A 19,025-nucleotide genomic window follows, 5' to 3' on the forward strand; every position below is an offset into this window, starting at 1 on the left:
CAACGTCCTCTTTCGGCCGTTTCGCTGCTTCAAGATCAAGCTGTTATGACCATGGCAGCAGATAAATCAGTACCGCAAAAAAATGGACGATGCTTCCAGCCAGGACGAACAAATGCCAGATCGCATGATGGTACGGGAATCCCCTCCACACGTAAAAAATGGTACCCAGCGTATATAAAAGACCGCCTACGGCAAGAAGAGCAATGCCGCCTGGTGCGATCGCCGCATTCAACGGTCCCCAGACGATGACAATCATCCATCCCATCAAAAGATAAAAAATCGTCGACATGAACAGGAAGCGTTTTGTAAAAAAGGCTTTGAATAAACAGCCCAATATCGCGATGCCCCAGACCGTTCCAAACAGGGTCCATCCGAGCGGGCTGCGTACAGCAACCAGCATAAACGGCGTATACGTACCCGCAATATACAGATAAATCGAGGAATGGTCAAAAATTTCAAACAAATCCTTAACCTTGCCCTCTTTAAAACTGTGAACCAACGTGGAATTCAGATACAGAATCAGCATGGTTGTTCCATAGACCGAAAAGCTGACAACATGCCAAGCCGTTCCTTTCATCGTCGAAAAGACAACAAGCAGCACAAGCGCGACTACGCTGAGCAACGCTCCGATTCCGTGGGTAATGGCATTGGCTACTTCTTCCCTACGACTGTAGGTATGTGTATTTGCCATGAGTAATCCTCTCATTGTTTCTTTTCTTAACATTATAACCTTTCCTCCCCTTCCTTTTCCACTCTCGCAAATCCAGCTGCTCCAGGATGTCTGATAGAAGGTCAAAAGCAGGATATTCTGTACAGGCTGATCACTAAATCTATTAAAAATGGTCACTATATCCAAGCTAATCGAGCATCAGAACATATATTGTTCAATGACTCACAAGATCACCCCACAAAGTGATGCCTTGCTCTGAAGGTCTGTTCAGGTACTTTGCGGGGACCCCAGAATTTATATTTTCTGATATGTCAAGAAAGGAGGTATGTATACGGTGGCAATCATTATCTACCCCAAAACGATGAACTGGACCTATATGAGGCAGCGACCGCAGCAGCTTCTTACTCAGCTGGGAGCCAAAGGGCATCAGGTTTTCTTTGAAAATCTTGCGCCGCTGGACCGGGAATTCGTGGAAGCCGAGCCCAATGTGTTCTTGTTCACTGATCATCATGCCTTCGTCAGACAGAAGCTTCGCCATCTCAGGAAGTCACAGCCGGTAATCGGGTGGACGACCTGGGCCAGACAACGGACAAGGCTTGCTTCCTTGTACAGTCCCGATGCTGTGGTCTATGACTGTTGTGATGAATTTCCGCAATGGGCTAAATATGAGCCTAAAATGGTCGATGCCGCGGATCATTTGGTATGTACAGCTGAGAATATCCGCATGAGACTCTCTCTGGCCTATCCGGATAAGCCGCTGACATTAATTCCGAACGGCGCTGATGAAGGATTCTTCAACATTCCTGTAGCAGGACGGCCGCAGGATTTGCCTTCCGGAAAAATCGTTGCATATATCGGTGCCTGGGCCTACTGGCTGGATCACGAATTGATGGCCAAAGCAGCAATGGCCTTTCCGGATGTACAGTTCGTATCCATCGGGGCGTCTTATGGTGATATCCCAGATTATAAGCGTCTGTCCAATGTGCATATTCTGGGCGAAAAACCCCATCAGGAGCTGAAGAAGTATTTGCAGCATATTGATGTGGCCATCATCCCTTTTCAATATCATCCCATTACCCTCGCAACAAATCCTGTTAAAGCTTATGAATATCTGGCAGCAGGTGTGCCTGTATTATCAACCGCTCTGCCGGAATGTATCCGTATGGAGCCTTACGTCACGACCGCAACAACACATGCTGATTTTATTGAGAAGCTCGGGGGCATGCTTTCCCGTCCGGATGATCGGGCATTACGTGAGGAGAGAGTGTCGTTTGCCCGCGTTAATCGCTGGCTGGACCGGGGCGAAGCCGCCCATAACGTTATTATGGAGGTCCTGAAACAGAAAGGACTCTAAAGCTTAGAAACAAAAGGAGGAATGAATCCGTGAAGATTGCAGTTTGCGGGTACTACGGTATGGGTAACTTCGGCGATGATCTTTTCTTGCGAACCCTACAGCAAATCTTCGATAACCATACCGTCTTTCCGTGGAACGGTTATATGAATCCATCCGAGGTGAACCGGGTAATTGTCGGAGGCGGGGACTTGATTACGCCTTATTCCTTCAATTCCTATTATTTTCCGAAGGAGCTTATCCATCATCCGCTTTGGGTTTATGGTGTGGGCATCGTAGATCAATATCCGGAAGAAACATGGCCTAAAGAACAGGTCGACCGTTACAGAGACTATATCAGCAGGGCGAACAGAGCCGTTTTCCGTGACAAGAGGTCAGCCGATATCGCGACCAAAGCAAAGTTTCATTCCCATGTCCAGCATGCGCAGGATATTGTGTTTGCTTATGATGAACAAGATTACCCTGTCCGTGCTTATTCCAATCGTCCTACAATCGGGATATGCGTGTTCTCCTACCCGTCATTCCCTTTTGAAAACATGGTCCGGCTCTCACAGCATTTGCTGAAAAAAGGGTATCATTTGCTTTTTATCCCCGTCATTAATCATCCTACCAACATGTATTCAGACCTCTCAACCTGTCAAAAGCTGCTCTCCCGGATCAAGGAGCTAAATCCCAAGGCCTCTGCCGAGACGCTTCCAATGCTAATGGAGCTCGACTTGACCTATAACTATATCCAGCATGTGGACTATTTGATCACGTACAAGCTTCATCCCGCCATTGCAGCATTGCGTGCAGGCAAACCGGTTTTTGCACTGAGCAAGATGAATAAGGTTTGGAGTTTACTCGAGTCCTTTGGCATGGAAAAGTACTTCTGCGACTATCTGCTGCCTTTTGAGACAATCAAAAACCGGGTGGATGAATTTTTGGCGCATGGTGCTTCCCAAGTGAAACTGCAGGCTGCCTCGATCCGATCAGCTGAGCTTGACAGCTTGCGGCAGCTTGCAGCGCTCAAAAAAGAAATAGAAGCTTTTTAGTAAAGCAAAAGCCATTAATCGATAAGGAGGAGATATGTGGATGTGGTTCTTTTGGAAGAACAGTCATGTATACAAATCAATCCGGGAGCTTGAGCATCAGGTTCACCATTTGGAGCATGAAGTCCAGCATCTGAAAAAACAGCTGCATCATGTTCAGGAGGGGCTTCAGCAGCTGCATTACCTGAAGGAACAGATTCTTCTGCTCTCAGAAAAGGTCAAGAAACTGGAGACACTTGAGCTTCGCGTTGAAAAACTGGAAGATCAGCTCCTCACCGGGCTGACGGAAAATCCGGAGCTTGAGACTTTTCTTAAGCATAAAATCGGAATGAAGGTTCGGATTGAAACGACCGGAACATCTTTGCAGGGAATCATTCTCGCTGTAGCTGCGGATGCGGTTGAGCTTCGGGAAGCAAACGGCGATCTGGTGATCATCCCGTTCAGCCACATTAATTCGGTTCAGTAAGGAGGTTAACAGTTCATGGATTTTAAAGAGTTAGTTCGGGGCTATACAGGGTCGGAGGTTGAAATCATGACATCGGGGGATCTGATCGTCGGTACACTGATTTCTGTTAATAAGGCTTCCCTGATGATGAAAATACCTCCCATTATGTACGGTCCTCCGGGGGAAATTGCTCTTATTCCGCTTCGTTCGATAGAGTTTGTACGGGTATTGACCGATTGAACAAAAGGATGGCATTCCTGCCATCCTTTTTGTGTTTCCATAGACTTTTCAGAATACTCAAATACCGGCTTCACTCGGTGTTTCCCACTCTCCATAAAGAAAAAGAATGAGATCAGGATGCTCCTGCTCATACAGTAGAATAGCCGGAACTGTTCAAAAAAAGACTTTGCACCAGCAGAGCGGTTCTCCATGATGGAAAACGAGCTTCTCTATGGGCAAAGTCTTGTATAATTCGCTGCCTATTGTTCCTGCTCATCCTGATTCTCGGTCTCAGGAATCAGCTCTTCTTCCTGGATCAACCCGGCAAAGAGAGCATGCACGAATTGCTGGGAATCAAACGGCTGCAGATCTTCCATTTTCTCGCCGAGGCCCACAAATTTCACCGGTAGATTCAGCTCTTGGCGGATGGCTACCACAATACCACCTTTGGCTGTACCATCCAGCTTCGTAAGCACGAGTCCTGTAACACCACTCTTCTCACCAAAGAGTTTTGCTTGATTCAGTGCATTTTGTCCAGTGGTTGCATCCAGCACCATCAGTACTTCATGCGGCGCACCCGGAATTTCACGCTGGATGACGCGGAAGATTTTATTGAGTTCTTCCATCAGGTTGGATTTATTCTGCAGGCGTCCTGCCGTATCACAGATCAGGATATCCGCTTGGCGCTGCTTTGCAGCTTGCACAGCATCGAACATGACTGCAGCAGGATCCGATCCTGCATGCTGCTTAATAACCTCAACGCCTGCACGTTCACCCCATACCTCGAGCTGCTCAATGGCCCCTGCTCGGAAGGTGTCGCCGGCAGCAAGCAGAACCTTTTTGCCCTCCTGCTTGAAACGGTGTGCAAGCTTGCCGATCGTCGTTGTTTTCCCGACGCCATTAACGCCAACGAACAGGATAACAGTGATGCCATCCGGGTTCATGCGAATTTCATTGTCGTCATCGCCGCGCAGCAATTCCATCAGCTTTTGGGAGAGAATAGGCTGCAGCTCAGCCGCATTTTCGATCCGCTGCTTTTTCACTTCAGCGCGCAGATCTTCGATCAGCTCCATCACCGTGTTCACGCCCACGTCGGCACCAATCAAAATCTCCTCAAGTTCCTCGTAAAATTCCTCGTCGATCTTTTTACGGCGAACCATGAGGTCGGTCACCTTCTCGACAAACCCTTTACGGGTTTTCTCCAGTCCATCACGGAACTTGTTCGTGACGGATTCTGTTTTGCTGGAAATGCTCTCTTTCAGCTTTTTAAAAAAGCTCATATGTCTCCTCCATCTCTATCGCATTTTTGCCGTTAGGCTATTTCAGCTTCTTCATTTTCCAGTCGGACGGATACCAGCTTGGATACCCCGCCTTCTTCCATCGTGACTCCATACAGAACATCCGCTTCTTCCATCGTGCCCTTACGGTGTGTAACGACGATAAACTGCGTTTGCTCGGAAAATTCCCGTAAATATTGGGCAAATCGAACGACGTTAGCTTCATCTAGAGCCGCTTCGACTTCATCCAGTACACAGAACGGCACCGGCTTGACCTGAAGAATGGCGAAAAGAAGCGCCATGGCAGTCAAAGCCCGTTCACCGCCGGACAACAGCTGCAAGTTCTGAAGCTTTTTGCCTGGCGGTTGTGCGACGATATCGATGCCCGTCTCAAGCAGATGATCCGGATCAAGCAGCACCAAATCGGCGCGTCCGCCGCCGAAAAGCTTCACAAATACGGTACCGAATTCATGACGGATGGCATCAAAGGTGACCTTGAAACGCTTGGACATTTCATCGTCCATTTCCCGTATGACTTCATACAGCGTCGTTTTGGCTTCAACCAGATCCTCTTTTTGCTCACTGAGGAACAGGTAACGCTCGTTGACACGCTGATACTCCTCTATAGCTCCCAGGTTCACATCGCCCAAAGCAGTGATGCCCCGCTTCAGTTCACGGACTTCAGCCTGCACGCCAGGAACATCATCCGGAATCGGATATCTCATCTTGGCCAGCTCATAGCTCAGCTCGTAATCCTCGCTCAGCTTCCTGAGTATGTTCTCCAGCTCCACATCGAGCCGGTTCACCCCGATCTCCGTTTGCCGAAGCTGATCTTCCACGGCTTTGAGCCGGGTACGCTGCTCTTTCGTTTCACTTTCATCCTGTTCCAGCTTCTTCGAAAGCTGCATACGGGCAGCACGTTTGAAATCCAGCTGTTCGGAGGCTTGCTCCTTCTTCAGCTTGTACCGGTTAAGATCCTCAATTTGCTGGATGGATTCCTTCGCGTTGGTTTCCAGATCAGCTTCAATGGATGCCAGCAAAGTCTTCGACTGCCGCAATTCTTTATCCTGAGAGCTGAAATCGCTTTGCATCCGCCGCAGCTGTTCTTCCCAAGAGAAGCATTCCTGATCCAGCTTGCCTTCGCGTACTTTGAGCTGGGTAAGTTGGGTTTGGAGCTCCTCCTTAGCCGACTCGCTTGCCTTGCGGGCGAACTCGGCAGCCTGTATCGCCTGATGCGTCGATTTCTCTTCTTCTTCAAGCTGCGCAAGCTTCTTCACCGCATCATCGCGTGTCTTCTGAAGCTCCTGACTTTCCTCATTAAAGCCACTTTTCTCCTGCCCTGCAGTTTCCACTTGTTCAAGAACATGCCGAAGCTCATGCTCCAGCTGCTTTAGATCGCCGGACAGGGACTGTTCTTCGATCCGCTTTTCATCTCCGGATTGACGAAGCTCGTCCAGCTTCTCCTGTGTCTCGGTCAGCTGGGACTTCACATCCTGGATGCTTTGAATCAGCTTGCGAAGCTGGGCTTCCGTATCCGAAATCTCCTGATCCAGCTGGTCGAGCTGGCGCTTGCGTCCGAGCAGGCTGCTATTCTTCTTATGCTGACTGCCACCCGTCATCGAACCACCTGCATTGACCACATCGCCTTCGAGTGTTACAACACGGTAGCGGTACTGGCAGCGGGCTGCGATTTTATTCGCAACTTCCAGACTTTCAGCCAGGATGACATTGCCAAGCAGGCTTCCGACAACCGGAGCATACTTGTTATCATATTGGACGAGATCGGCTGCGATACCGACAAAGCCTTCGACACCTTCTACCATGGAACTATCGCCGGAAGAAATATTCCGGGCACGGATGACATCCAGCGGCAGAAAGGTTGCTCGGCCGAGCTGACGCTGCTTCAAGAAGGCAATCGCTTGGCGCGATACCGCCTCATTGTCCATAACCACATGCTGAAGCGATGCCCCAAGCGCAGTTTCCACAGCGAGCTCCAGACGTTCCGGAACCCGGACCAAGTCGGCGACTGCTCCGTGAACACCGTTCAGTACGGATTTACGTGCAGCCTTCAGCACTTCCTTAACGCCCAGCATGAAGCCGTCGAAATCATCCGCCATTTCCTTCATGGTGTCGCGGCGGGAGATTTGAGCTTCCCGCTTTTGTTCCCACTTACGAAGCATGCCCTGACTTTCATCAAGCAGTCGCTGCATGGACTGATAGCGTTCGCTTTCGGTTATGTAGCTGCCGCGAAGATCGCGGATCTCCTGGCCGAGCTTTTCAACAGTCGCATCCAACTGCTGTTTGCGGCCCATCAGCTCTTCCTTCTTACCTTCCCATTTGCCGGTTTCCTCATCAGCACGGTTCATCCGGCGGGCGAGTGATTCCTGCTGCTGATCCGTATAACGGATTTCGTTCCTGGCCTGAGCCATTTGGTTCATCAGCTCGAGGAGATTGCCCTTCAGGCTTTCCTCCTGCTGCTGGCTGATTCCCCCGGTTATGCCAACGAGTTTGGCTTCTTCAACAGAAAGCTGATCCCGCAGCTGCTTCAGTTCCTCCTGGGAAGCCTCCAGCTTGGTTTTCAGCAGCGCGATTTCCGCTTTTCTGTCTTCAAACCTCTCATCACCGGTATTTAGCGATCCTGCAAGTTGTTCCCGGTTTGCTTCCAGATTACGTTTGCGTTCACGCAGCACTTCCGCGTAGCCTTCACTTTTTTCATAAGCTTCGCTATATTGCAGCAGCTCACCCTGCAGCGTCTCGACTTCTGTCTCCAGCTTTCGCAGGGCTGCGCGGTCACTCTCCAGCTTGGCATCATGAGCTGATACAACGGTGGATAGCTGCAGCTGTTCCTCCTGCAAAACGGATAACTTGGCGTTTGCTTCGCTCCAAGCCGCATGGATCTGTTCAATTTGGTAGACATAAAGTGAAATTTCTTTATTCTTGAGCTGCTCGCGCAGCTGTTTATAGTGGATCGCCTTTTCCGACTGTTCCTTGAGCGGACCAATCTGATCCTCCAGTTCAGTCACCAGGTCATGGATACGAAGCAGATTCTGCTCGGTTTCATCAAGCTTGCGAACCGCATCCTTTTTCCGGGACTTATATTTTACAATTCCAGAAGCTTCTTCAAAAATTCCTCTGCGATCCTCTGACCGCGTACTTAATATTTCCTCAATCCGGCCTTGTCCAATAATGGAGTATGCTTCCTTGCCAATGCCGGTATCCATGAACAGTTCCGTTATATCTTTAAGCCTGCAGGACTGCTTGTTGATAAAATATTCGCTGTCCCCGCTGCGATGCACACGGCGTGTAACTGTGACCTCGTTAAAGTCCAGAGACAAAGCATGGTCTTCATTATCCAGCGTCAGCGACACTTCGCCGAAATTAACAGCTTTGCGCGCATCGCTTCCTGCAAAAATAATGTCCTCCATCTTTCCTCCGCGCAGCGATTTGGCGCTTTGTTCTCCAAGAACCCAGCGGATGCCGTCGGAAATGTTGCTTTTGCCGCTGCCATTCGGACCTACGACCGCTGTGATGCCGCGGACAAACTCCATTTCAGTCTTGTCGGCAAACGATTTAAAACCCGCTAATTCAATCCGCTTCAAAAACATATTTCCCAAATCACCTCTAAACCTTATAATACCATAACCCCGCGCTATGTAGGAGTTTAGCCGGTTGAACAACGAAGAAAGAGCAAAAAGCAGTCTGAAGGCTACTGCCATTCATCTTTAGCGACTGCTCTTTGCTCTTTGTTTGTCCTTGACTATTTACAGGGAGCCGTCAAATTTCAGCCAGCTTCAGCTGCTTTAAAGCGACTGCAGCAGCCTGCTGCTCGGCTTCTTTTTTGGAGCGGCCCGATCCTCTTCCCACACGCTCATTCCCCATATAAACCTCGGAGACAAACTCACGCTCATGCGCCGGACCCCGTTCTTCCACAATCCGGTATTCCAGAGCGCCCATATTATGATGCTGCGTCAATTCCTGCAGTTCTGTTTTGAAATCGCTCATCTGAAGGTTGCCACCCGCTTCGACCAGCGGAAAAATATATGCTTCCAAAAATGAACGGGCTGCTTCCAGCCCCTGATCGAGGTACAAGGCTCCAACAAACGATTCAAACACATCTGCAAGCAAGGCCGGGCGGGTACGCCCGCCAGTAAGCTCTTCACCTTTGCCAAGCAGCACATACTGCCCGAATTCCAGGCTCTCCGCAAACTTCACGAGTGACGGCTCGCAGACAATGGCCGCGCGCAGCTTTGTCAGCTCACCCTCCGGACGGTTCGGAAAAAGTTGATACAAATATTCGGATACCGTCAGCTCCAGCACAGCGTCGCCCAGAAACTCCAGACGTTCATTATCCTGCTGCTGGCTAAAGCGGTGTTCGTTGACATAAGAAGCGTGGGTAAAGGCCTGTTTCAGAAGCAGCCGATTGTGAAATTGGATATGAAGTTTCTGCTGTAACTGCTTCAGATCTCCACTCAACAAATCGTCCCCTTACTCATCGAATTTTTTTAAAATAATCGTGGCGTTATGGCCGCCAAAACCAAAAGAGTTGGACATAACAATGTCAAGCTTGGCATCGCGTGCATGGTTCGGCACATAGTCCAGATCACATTCCGGATCCTGGTTGTCAAGATTGATGGTCGGCGCGATTCTTTGATTCTGCAGCGACAAACCACAAATGACGGCTTCAACACCGCCAGCGGCGCCAAGCAGATGGCCGGTCATCGATTTAGTGGAACTCACAGCTACCTTGTAGGCATGCTCTCCCAGAGCCTTCTTGATCGCAATCGTCTCGGAACGGTCACCTACCGGTGTTGAAGTTCCATGAGCATTAATGTAGTCCACATCTTCCGGCTGGATTCCCGCGTCGCGTATCGCCATCGCCATGCAGCGTGCCGGGCCGTCCGGATCAGGCTCAGTCATATGATGCGCATCTCCGCTGAGGCCGTAGCCAAGCACTTCCGCGATAATGTGAGCTCCGCGTTTTTGCGCATGCTCAAGCGACTCGATGACCAGAATGCCAGCACCTTCGCCCATAATGAATCCATCGCGATCCACATCAAATGGACGGCTTGCCTTCTCGGGTTCATCATTGCGTGTGGACATCGCCCGCATCGCACAGAAGCCTGCCATCCCTGTTGGACGAATCGTTGCTTCCGCACCACCGCAGATCATGACATCGGCATCCCCGCGCTGAATCAGCTTATATGAATCGCCAATTGCATGTGATCCAGTCGCACAAGCCGTCACCGGCGTAGTGTTTGGACCTTTTGCACCGAGCATGATTGACAGCTGGCCGGAAGCCATGTTGGCAATCATCATCGGAATAAAGAACGGGCTAACCCGTTTAGGACCTTTTTCGAGCAAAATATTATGCTGGTCTTCCCATGTTCCAAGTCCGCCAATACCCGATCCAATGGAAATTCCCACACGGTTGGGGTCAGCATCCTTTTGGATGTCAAGGCCGCTGTGTTCAAGCGCTGCTTTCCCGGCAGTCACGGCAAGCTGGACAAAACGGTCCATTTTACGCGCATCCTTACGGTCCATAAAGTCTTCAGGGTTAAAGTCCTTTATCGAAGCAGCTATTTGTGTAGGGTATTCACTGACATCAAAGGATTCGATCCGGGAGACACCGGATTTACCGGTCATTAAGTTGTTCCAAAACGTATCCAGGTCATGGCCGAGCGACGTCATTACGCCCATTCCGGTTACAACCACTCTATGATTCAAATACTCTCACCTCTATATCGACTGCATGTACCAATGAACCATTGTTCCAATGCAATTATATTCATGTTATTGCTGTTTTCACTTTCAAAAATGAGGAGAAGTCCCGCCTGTAGAGCAGTACGGGACTTATCAAAATGACTTAGGTATGAGATTGTATGTAATTTACAACTTCACCTACGGTCGTAATTTTCTCTGCATCTTCATCAGAGATTTCCAGATCAAATTCGTCTTCCAATTCCATGACTAGTTCAACAACGTCGAGAGAATCAGCACCTAGATCATCTTTAAAAGATGCTTCCAGTGTTACCTCAGCTTCGTCAGCACCCAAACGATCCACGACGATGCGCTTTACACGCTCCAATACATCGGACATCCGGTTCACCTCCTCCTTGGTATTATACGAGAAAAGTTTTCAAAATGCCAGAGGCGATGAAAACGGTTCTCTTTCAGGCTTTCGGCCTGTTTTGGATGTTACATATACATGCCGCCGTCTACATGAAGAGTCTGTCCTGTCATATAGGATGCCCCTTCGGAAGCCAGGAAAACCACAACCTTGGCAATTTCCTCCGGCTGTCCAAGACGGGCGAGCGGAATATCCTGTATCATCTTCCCTCTCAGCTCTTCCGAAAGCTCGCGGGTCATGTCAGTATCAATGAAGCCCGGAGCCACGCAGTTCACTGTAATGCCGCGGGAGGCAAGCTCTCGCGCAGAGGATTTCGTCAGGCCAATCACTCCCGCTTTCGCGGCGACGTAATTGGCCTGACCCGCATTACCGAGCACTCCAACAACAGACGATATATTGATAATGCGGCCATAGCGCTGCTTCATCATCGGACGACTGACCGATTTGAGGCAGTTAAATACGCCCTTGAGGTTGGTTTCAATCACTTGATCAAACTCTTCCTCTTTCATACGCATAATCAGATTGTCTCTGGTAATGCCAGCGTTATTCACTAGAATATCAATACGGCCAAAAACATGATTCACTTCTTTGATCAGCTGCTCGGCCTGGTCAGATTGACCCACATTCGCCTGAATGGCAAACGCTTCAACACCAAGCTGTTTGATCTCATCAACTACCGACTGGGCTGCAGCTTCACTGCCCGAGTAATTGACGGCTACGTTGGCTCCAGCCTCTGCCAGAGCCAGTGCGATGCTGCGGCCGATTCCGCGGGAAGCACCAGTCACCAGCGCAGCTTGTCCTTGCAATGGTTTAGACATGCATTATTCTCCTTTCTTCTTGGTATACGGGTTACCATCATGAAGGCTTAGAAGCTTTCGGAAAGACTCTCCAGTGTATTCACATTGATGAGCTTTACGGTCTTATCCATTTTTTTGATCAAGCCGGTCAAGACGTTACCCGGACCAATCTCAACAAATGTGTCGACACCTTCTGCGATCAGATAAGCAACCGTGTCCTCCCAAAGTACAGGAGAATAAACCTGCTCCACCAGAAGTCCGCGGATATTCTCAGCGCTTTCTGCAGGGCGGGCGGTGACATTGGCCACAACCGGGATCGAAGGCTCCTGAAAAGATACGGCACCCAGCTTGTCCGCCAGCCGCTGCGCGGCTTCTTTCATCAGGGATGAGTGAAAAGGTCCGCTGACCTCAAGCGGAATCGCTCTTTTGCCGCCCGCTTCTTTGACGCGCTCGCCTGCGGCGGCAACGCCTTCCTTGGAGCCGGAAACCACAATCTGCCCAGGGCAGTTGATGTTGGCCAATTCAACCAGCTGTCCGTTCTCGGTAATGCTGCGGCAGAGTTCCTTAAGCGCTGCACGGTCTGCACCCAGCACCGCAGCCATGGCTCCCTGTCCCCCAGGAACGGCAGCTTCCATGTATTCACCCCGTGCACGCACGATTGCTACCGCATCCTCAAAGCTGAGAACATCCGAAGCAACCAGAGCGCTGTATTCGCCCAGACTGTGGCCAGCCACATAATCCGGGGTAATGCCTTTCTCACGGAGAGCCGCGAGTGCAGCAGTGCTTGCAGTAAGCAGAGCAGGCTGCGTATTGTAAGTTTTCTTCAACTCGCTGTCAGGTCCTTCAAACATCAGTGAAGACAGTGAGAATCCCAGCGCGTTGTCCGCGCGGTCTATGATATCACGTGAGGCAGGAACCGCCTCATAAAAATCTTTCCCCATTCCTACAGATTGGGCTCCCTGCCCGGGAAATACAAATGCCGTTTTACCCATTTTCCGGCTCCTCTCATTGCCATGATTCAAAGGAATATATAATGATTACCAGATTAGTACGGATGCTCCCCAGGTCAGGCCTCCGCCGAAGCCGACCATTAGCACACAGTCGCCTTCCTTCATTCTTCCCTGTTCAGCCGCTTCCACCAGAGCCAGCGGTATGGAGGCTGCGGATGTATTGGCATATTTATCAACATTGATAACGCATTTGTCTGCGGACACATCAAGCCGCTCCATTGCGGATTGAATAATGCGGATATTGGCCTGATGAGGCACGAACAAGTCGATATCTTCCTTGGTCTTGCCCGCCTTCTTCAGAACGGTTTCCGTTGCCGTATTCATTACGCGGACTGCAAATTTGAATACTTCGCGTCCGTTCATGTAGATATAATGCTTTTTGCCTTCAACGGTTTCTACCGAGGATGGAAGTCTTGAGCCCCCTGCTTCGAGCTTCAGCAAGTTTCCTCCTGCGCCCTCCGCTCCAAGATCGAAGGATTGGAACCCCCGGCCTTCAGGTACTTCGCCAAGAATGACAGCACCCGCACCATCTCCGAACAGGACGCATGTATTGCGGTCAGTATAGTCGGTGATCCGTGACAAACTATCAGCGCCAATTACCAGTGCATTGTTATACATGCCTGTGGTGATAAAGTTTCTTGCGGTTGCAAGACCATAAACGAATCCAGAGCATGCAGCTGACAGATCGAATGCCGCAGCCTTTTTAGCGCCCAGCTTATCCTGCAAAATACAAGCGGTGGATGGAAAAAACGTATCCGGCGTAACGGTAGCAATGATAATCAAATCGAGTTGATCCGCCGTCATCCCTGCAGAAGCGAGTGCCTTTACAGCAGCTTCATAACACAGATCGGATGTTGCCTGGTCTTCTGCCGCAATATGACGTTCGCGAATCCCAGTACGTGATACGATCCATTCATCATTCGTTTCTACCATTTTTTCCAGGTCGGCATTGGTCAGAATCTTCTCTGGGACATACATTCCTGTGCCGATAATCCCTACTGGCCGTAAATTACTCATAACGTCACTCTCTTCCCGCTGATTTCGTTTGAAATGCTTTCAACCAATTGACTTTGAATTGCGATTCTGGCTTGGCGTACGGAATTCTTGATCGCGTTACCATCTGCCGATCCGTGACTTTTGACAACAAGTCCACTAAGACCAAGGAGAGGGGCTCCGCCGTGTTCCTTGTAATCCAATTTATCCTTAAGGCCGCGAAGCTGAGGCATCAGCATCGCTGCACCCAGTTTGCTTTTGATATTCTGGGAGAACTGTTCCTTTAAAAGCTTGAACATAGCTCCTGCAGTACCCTCAATCGACTTAAGCAGGATATTGCCCGCAAAGCCATCACAAACCAAAACATCACAGGTACCGTTCATGATGTCGCGCGCCTCCACGTTACCGACAAAATGAATCGGCATCTGCTCCAGCAGAGGGAAGGTATGCTTCGTCAGCTCATTCCCTTTGCCAGGCTCGGTACCTACATTGAGCAGACCCACACGCGGACGCTCAACGCCCATTACCTTTTGCCGATACAAGCTGCCCATCAGCGCATATTGCGCTAGATGCTCCGGCTTTGCATCCATATTGGCGCCAAGATCCAGTGCCAGTACCCCCGAGCCGTCCAGCGTCGGAATCATTGGAGCAAGAGCCGGCCGTTCAATCCCTTCCATCCGGCCGACGATCAGAAGACCCGTTGTCATCAGTGCGCCCGTGTTGCCGGCTGATATCATTGCATCAGCTTCTTTATCTTTCAGCATGCGTCCAGCCACGACCATGGATGCATCCTTTTTGCGTCGCACCGCCTTAACAGGCTCATCTTCTGGCCCGATGACCTCTCCTGCATGGTGAACACTGAGATTGGAGGGAACCTGTCCACCGTGTTTACTGAGCAGCGGTTGAATTTTGGATTCATCCCCCACTAAGACAATATGGGTGTCCTTCCATTCCGCAGCTGCGGCCAGTGCCCCCTCGACATTGCATTCAGGAGCGTTGTCGCCTCCCATGGCATCAATGGCGATCCGCATACTACATTCCTCCTTCAAAGTTTTCTTCCCCTGTTGACCGGTAAATGACAAAATTGCCCTGGAACACCATTTCCTCGCCTACGTAAGTGAATACTTCCACCTTCGCCTTTCCCTTATGCCCGTTCATCGATCTGACATAGGCTTTGGCGATGCATTTCTCCCCCATGTGCACCTGTCGCAAAAACCGGATGTCCGCCGATGCGGTTAGCGCAATCTCATCATTGATGAGGGCTACCGCGAGAGAGTTGGCCTGTGCAAAAACATAATGTCCACGAGCAATTTGCGTCCGCGAAAATACATGCTCATCGCGGATTTCAAAAATGGAGATGCCGCTCTTATCCAGCTGCAGGTCCACAACCTCGCCGACCACTTCGTCCAGCGGCAGCGAACGCACCTGGTCATACGAGTGCTCAGCCATCTGCTTCATGCGCTCCCGCAGCTCCGGTATTCCAAGTTCCATTCGATCCAGACGTATGGTTTGAATGCTGACCTTCAGCTCTCGGGTCAATTCGCGGTCCGTCACAAACGGATTTTCTTCAATAAGTTTCAATAGATGCTGATGTCGCTGTTTCTTGGGCAACCGTTCGATCAGAGGCACCTCCTATGCTTCACCTTATTATAAAACCGGCTTTCTCAAGCCGTTATGAATATCATATAGTATACAGCTATTTTTCCGAATCATTTTAGAACCTGGTACTAAAACAGTATAAAGCATGCTAAGCCAAAAAGGAAGAGCAGACAAAAAAAATAGCACCTCACCATAGATGAAGTACTACTTGATCTCTCGCATTATTGCGAAATAATTTCTCTTGATTTATACGTTCCGCACACTTTGCATACGTGGTGAGCAAGCTTCAATTCTCCGCATTGTTCACATTTCACCATGCCCGGCACTGCCAGTTTAAAGTGAGTACGACGCTTGTCGCGACGTGTTTTGGACGTTCTCCGTTGAGGTACTGCCATGTTCCCACCTCCTTATTTCAATCAACCGAGAGCTTATAGCCCCGGCAAAATGCTTGAATGCTCATTCGAAAAAATCTTTTAGCGCCGCAAGCCTTGGATCGACCACTTCCGTGTCGCAGTCGCAGGTGCCTTCATTCAAGTCCGCTCCACAGCTCGGGCAAAGGCCCTTGCAAGTCTCCTTGCAAACTGCAGTCATCGGGATATGAAGCACAAATGATTCCTCCACGTACGGAACAAGATCCACATTTTCATCATTCACGTAGTTGGTATCATCATTCTCATCCTGAACCTCTTCAGGCTGCTTCACAAGCTTAAACTGCTCGTGGAATGGAATGTCCAGATGCTGGTGCACAGGTTTCAAGCAGCGGGAGCATGACATGTCCAGCTCTACTGAGAGCTTTCCTTGAACATCTACCGTATCTTCACCGACATAAGCTGCCTTCAGCTCCGCTAAAAGCGGCTGAGGAATCTTGATATCGCCAGTGCCTTGAACTAAACGACTTACATCCACTTGCAGACGCACCTGCAGCGGCTCGCTGCTGGCTGCCATTTTTCTAAATTGAAAGTGCATCAATATCACTCCAAACAAACAAAAATTATTATACCGATTTCCAGGAAGCTTTGTCAATAGTTTGACCTTTACTTTACTTTTAAGTGATATATAAAAGTTTGGACTTTCTCCCCATATTCACATAAGCAAAACATCGTTTTAAAGCCGCCATCCTGCTGTAAAGAAGCTGCAATAGTTATTGTTGCAGGGATGATAAGCTTTTATGATATATTTTATATGAATCAACATACGGATGGAGTTGAACTTTCTGTGTCTGTCGTCGGATTAATTGTCGAATACAACCCTTTACATAACGGCCATGTTCATCATTATACCAGAGCCAAGGAAATTTCGGGTGCAGATTATTCCGTGGCTATCCTTAGCGGTCCCTTTCTTCAGCGCGGTGAGCCGGGGATCATCAGTAAGTTCGCCCGAACTGAAATGGCATTGGCCATGGGGGTCGATCTTGTGATCGAGCTGCCAGCTTCCTATGCCGTCCAGCCCGCGGAATGGTTCGCTTATGGCGGTGCTGCTCTTCTCCATGCCACTGGTGTCGTGGACAGCCTCTGCTTCGGGACGGAGAGCGGCACGCTTGATCTGCTGCTTCCTCTCTCGCGCATACTCGCTGAAGAAAGCCCGGAGCTTCAGGAGCAAATCAGCTTTCATCTGAGCGCAGGAATGAACTATCCGGCAGCCTATAGCAGGGCCGCTGCTGCTGTAATGGGATTTCCGGGCGAAGAAAGCGAGCTTCTCCATGTACTTCAGAAGCCCAATCACACGCTCGGTCTTCATTATCTGATTGCTCTGAACCGTCTAAATAGCTCCATCCGCCCGTTTACCATTCCAAGAATCCATGCGGGCTATCATGATGAAATGCCTGCCCACTCGGCGGTTGCAAGCGCGACGGCTGTACGCCGCATGCTGCTTACACAGGATCTGAACGCTGCGGCACCTTATTTACCGGAATCAACGCTTAGCATTCTCTCCCGTGAATTTGACGAAGGGCGCGGACCTGTGACCTGGGAATCCTTCCGCGGAACGCTGATGCATCTGCTCCTCACCAGTTCTCCGCAATATTTGGAAAGCCTTCATGAGGTCACAGAAGGGCTTGAGCACCGTCTGAAGCGTCTCATCTATTCCCTGAAGGAACCGCATGTGGACGAGCTGCTGCAGGCTCTCAAGACCAAGCGCTACACGCATACGAAGCTGCAGCGGATGCTTGCCCATATTTTGCTGCGTCATACCAAAGAAGAAATGTCTCCGTCCATGCTCTCCCAGGGTCCCGGATATCTGCGTGTACTTGGGTTTAGCAGCGCAGGGCAAAAGCTCCTGAAGCAGATGAAGAAGACGGCAACCTTGCCGGTCATCGTCAAACCGTCTTCCATCGAGCATCCCCAGCTGGAGCTGGATCTGCGAACATCTGCGGCCTATGCCAATGCCTTCCCAAGACCTGAAGTCCGTGACATCTTCAGAGATTATCTGGAGGGTCCTATCCGTCTATTCCATTAAGATTTAGCTTGGAGGGCATCCATATACTTGATGGCGTCTTCGAGTGTATTCACTGGCACGAGCTTCATGCCGGTTTTTATTTTATCGGCTTTGGCTTTTGCTTCGGCATAATTATCCTTTGGAACAAAGAAAAATTCAGCATGCTTCCGGTCGGCGGCGACAATTTTATGTTGAACTCCGCCGATCGGACCCACCTTGCCGTCCTTATCAATGGTTCCCGTTCCGGCTACCTGATAACCTTTGGTCAAATCTCCCTCTGTCAGCTGGTTGTAAATCTCCATGGTAAACATAAGCCCCGCTGACGGTCCTCCGACGCGGGTATTCGCAAAATTCACCCGAAGCCCCGGATCCTTGGATTCCACCTTCTGCATCGTCGCTATGGTTACACCCAGCCCCGGACGAGTCTTGTTCGTGTCCTTGTCCTTAAGCTCGATAAGATTCACCTTTTCCTCCAGCGGCTTGCCGCCGCGGATCAGCTTCACGGTAACCACGTCTCCAACCTTCTTTGTTTTAAGGAGACTGCTTAAGCTGTCGTTATTGGTTACGGGTTGTCCATCCACTTCGGAAAGGCGGTCACCAGGCTTGAAATTTTTCCGCGCTTCGTCTCCCTCAGGCGTCGAAAAAATAAATAAATACTGGGGAACGATGCTGTATGGTACATCAGCCTCATGGTATGCTGCTTCCACTGCGGAGGATTGCGAATCACTCATGAGATACACCTGCTCGGCTGCATATTCATCTTCGCTTTTGTCACCCAGTCTGGCTTGCTTCTGATCGATCTCGGCATTCGGATTAAAAGCCGAAACAACGAGCATAACCAGATTGGCGTAGCTGGCTGACACCGTCGTCATCATGAATGTACCTTTTTCCTCATGATCCCCTTTTTGAACCGAAAGCATAGGCTTAACCACATCCGCGCTTCCCGGCTGGTAAATGATATACGGCGTTGGCATATAAACCGTGACGTATACCAGCAATGCCACCATAAAAAGGTAAAGGACCAGGCGTAGTCCTTCGCGTCTTTTCTTGTACTGCATCTTATTTCCTTCTCT

19 protein-coding genes are annotated in these 19,025 nt (G+C 49.9%); 5 read left to right on the forward strand and 14 right to left on the reverse strand.

Annotated elements, in window-relative coordinates; genetic code table 11:
• Positions 1–43 precede the first annotated feature (43 nt).
• Positions 44–691 carry a PAQR family membrane homeostasis protein TrhA gene (trhA, locus tag KJS65_RS12510; protein ID WP_213650089.1) on the reverse strand — a complete coding sequence of 216 codons (648 nt, stop codon included), beginning with the start codon at positions 689–691 and terminating at the stop codon, positions 44–46.
• Between the two features lie 313 nt (positions 692–1,004).
• Between trhA and KJS65_RS12515 the strand changes: the two genes are divergently transcribed.
• The 4 genes from KJS65_RS12515 to KJS65_RS12530 are packed head-to-tail and all read left to right on the forward strand — an operon-like array spanning position 1,005 to position 3,737.
• Positions 1,005–2,024, forward strand: a complete 1,020-nt coding sequence (locus KJS65_RS12515) for a glycosyltransferase (protein ID WP_213650090.1) — start codon at positions 1,005–1,007, stop codon at positions 2,022–2,024.
• 29 nt (positions 2,025–2,053) lie between these two features.
• A complete protein-coding gene (locus KJS65_RS12520) occupies positions 2,054–3,055 on the forward strand; it encodes a polysaccharide pyruvyl transferase family protein (protein ID WP_213650091.1) in 1,002 nt (333 codons plus the stop codon).
• Positions 3,056–3,095: 40 nt separating this feature from the next.
• Entirely contained in the window at positions 3,096–3,518 is a 423-nt protein-coding gene (locus KJS65_RS12525) for a hypothetical protein (RefSeq protein ID WP_244864505.1), read from the forward strand.
• Between the two features lie 15 nt (positions 3,519–3,533).
• Positions 3,534–3,737, forward strand: coding sequence for a hypothetical protein (locus tag KJS65_RS12530; protein ID WP_213650092.1), 204 nt, complete (start codon positions 3,534–3,536; stop codon positions 3,735–3,737).
• A gap of 239 nt (positions 3,738–3,976) precedes the next feature.
• On the opposite strand, the gene ftsY is transcribed toward KJS65_RS12530, so the two are convergent.
• The 12 genes from ftsY to KJS65_RS12590 form a co-directional block, all read right to left on the reverse strand.
• Positions 3,977–4,996 carry a signal recognition particle-docking protein FtsY gene (ftsY, locus tag KJS65_RS12535; RefSeq protein WP_213650093.1) on the reverse strand — a complete coding sequence of 340 codons (1,020 nt, stop codon included), beginning with the start codon at positions 4,994–4,996 and terminating at the stop codon, positions 3,977–3,979.
• 32 nt (positions 4,997–5,028) lie between these two features.
• Positions 5,029–8,598: a chromosome segregation protein SMC gene (gene smc / locus KJS65_RS12540; RefSeq protein ID WP_213650094.1), complete on the reverse strand. Its 3,570-nt coding sequence runs from the start codon at positions 8,596–8,598 to the stop codon at positions 5,029–5,031.
• Positions 8,599–8,767: 169 nt separating this feature from the next.
• Entirely contained in the window at positions 8,768–9,466 is a 699-nt protein-coding gene (gene rnc, locus KJS65_RS12545; protein WP_136604595.1) for a ribonuclease III, read from the reverse strand.
• 12 nt (positions 9,467–9,478) lie between these two features.
• Entirely contained in the window at positions 9,479–10,717 is a 1,239-nt protein-coding gene (gene fabF, locus KJS65_RS12550) for a beta-ketoacyl-ACP synthase II (RefSeq protein WP_213650095.1), read from the reverse strand.
• Between the two features lie 139 nt (positions 10,718–10,856).
• Positions 10,857–11,090 carry an acyl carrier protein gene (gene acpP / locus KJS65_RS12555; RefSeq protein ID WP_019638123.1) on the reverse strand — a complete coding sequence of 78 codons (234 nt, stop codon included), beginning with the start codon at positions 11,088–11,090 and terminating at the stop codon, positions 10,857–10,859.
• Between the two features lie 98 nt (positions 11,091–11,188).
• The gene (gene fabG, locus KJS65_RS12560; RefSeq protein ID WP_213650096.1) at positions 11,189–11,938 is read right to left on the reverse strand and encodes a 3-oxoacyl-[acyl-carrier-protein] reductase; all 750 of its coding nucleotides are present in this window, start codon (positions 11,936–11,938) and stop codon (positions 11,189–11,191) included.
• Between the two features lie 47 nt (positions 11,939–11,985).
• Positions 11,986–12,909: an ACP S-malonyltransferase gene (gene fabD, locus KJS65_RS12565; protein ID WP_213650097.1), complete on the reverse strand. Its 924-nt coding sequence runs from the start codon at positions 12,907–12,909 to the stop codon at positions 11,986–11,988.
• A gap of 45 nt (positions 12,910–12,954) precedes the next feature.
• Positions 12,955–13,944 (reverse strand): beta-ketoacyl-ACP synthase III, encoded by a 990-nt coding sequence (locus KJS65_RS12570; protein WP_213650098.1) that lies wholly within the window; start codon positions 13,942–13,944, stop codon positions 12,955–12,957.
• Positions 13,941–14,951 (reverse strand): phosphate acyltransferase PlsX, encoded by a 1,011-nt coding sequence (gene plsX / locus KJS65_RS12575; protein ID WP_213650099.1) that lies wholly within the window; start codon positions 14,949–14,951, stop codon positions 13,941–13,943. Before plsX ends, KJS65_RS12570 begins: the two co-directional genes overlap by 4 nt.
• 1 nt (position 14,952) lies before the next feature.
• Complete coding sequence (gene fapR / locus KJS65_RS12580) at positions 14,953–15,531, reverse strand: transcription factor FapR (RefSeq protein ID WP_136604589.1); 579 nt, start codon at positions 15,529–15,531, stop codon at positions 14,953–14,955.
• A 209-nt stretch (positions 15,532–15,740) separates the two neighbouring features.
• Positions 15,741–15,914 (reverse strand): 50S ribosomal protein L32, encoded by a 174-nt coding sequence (gene rpmF / locus KJS65_RS12585; protein ID WP_036645943.1) that lies wholly within the window; start codon positions 15,912–15,914, stop codon positions 15,741–15,743.
• Positions 15,915–15,975: 61 nt separating this feature from the next.
• Complete coding sequence (locus KJS65_RS12590) at positions 15,976–16,485, reverse strand: YceD family protein (RefSeq protein WP_213650100.1); 510 nt, start codon at positions 16,483–16,485, stop codon at positions 15,976–15,978.
• A gap of 249 nt (positions 16,486–16,734) precedes the next feature.
• Here KJS65_RS12590 and KJS65_RS12595 point away from each other — a divergent pair, with 249 nt between their 5' ends.
• On the forward strand, positions 16,735–17,973 hold the full coding sequence (locus KJS65_RS12595; RefSeq protein ID WP_213650792.1) for a nucleotidyltransferase: 1,239 nt from the start codon (positions 16,735–16,737) through the stop codon (positions 17,971–17,973).
• Here the strand turns inward: KJS65_RS12595 and KJS65_RS12600 are convergent.
• On the reverse strand, positions 17,970–19,010 hold the full coding sequence (locus KJS65_RS12600) for a SepM family pheromone-processing serine protease (protein WP_213650793.1): 1,041 nt from the start codon (positions 19,008–19,010) through the stop codon (positions 17,970–17,972). The genes KJS65_RS12595 and KJS65_RS12600 overlap by 4 nt on opposite strands.
• Positions 19,011–19,025 lie beyond the last annotated feature (15 nt).

The organism is Paenibacillus sp. J23TS9, from assembly GCF_018403225.1.
GTDB lineage: Bacteria > Bacillota > Bacilli > Paenibacillales > Paenibacillaceae > Paenibacillus_AQ.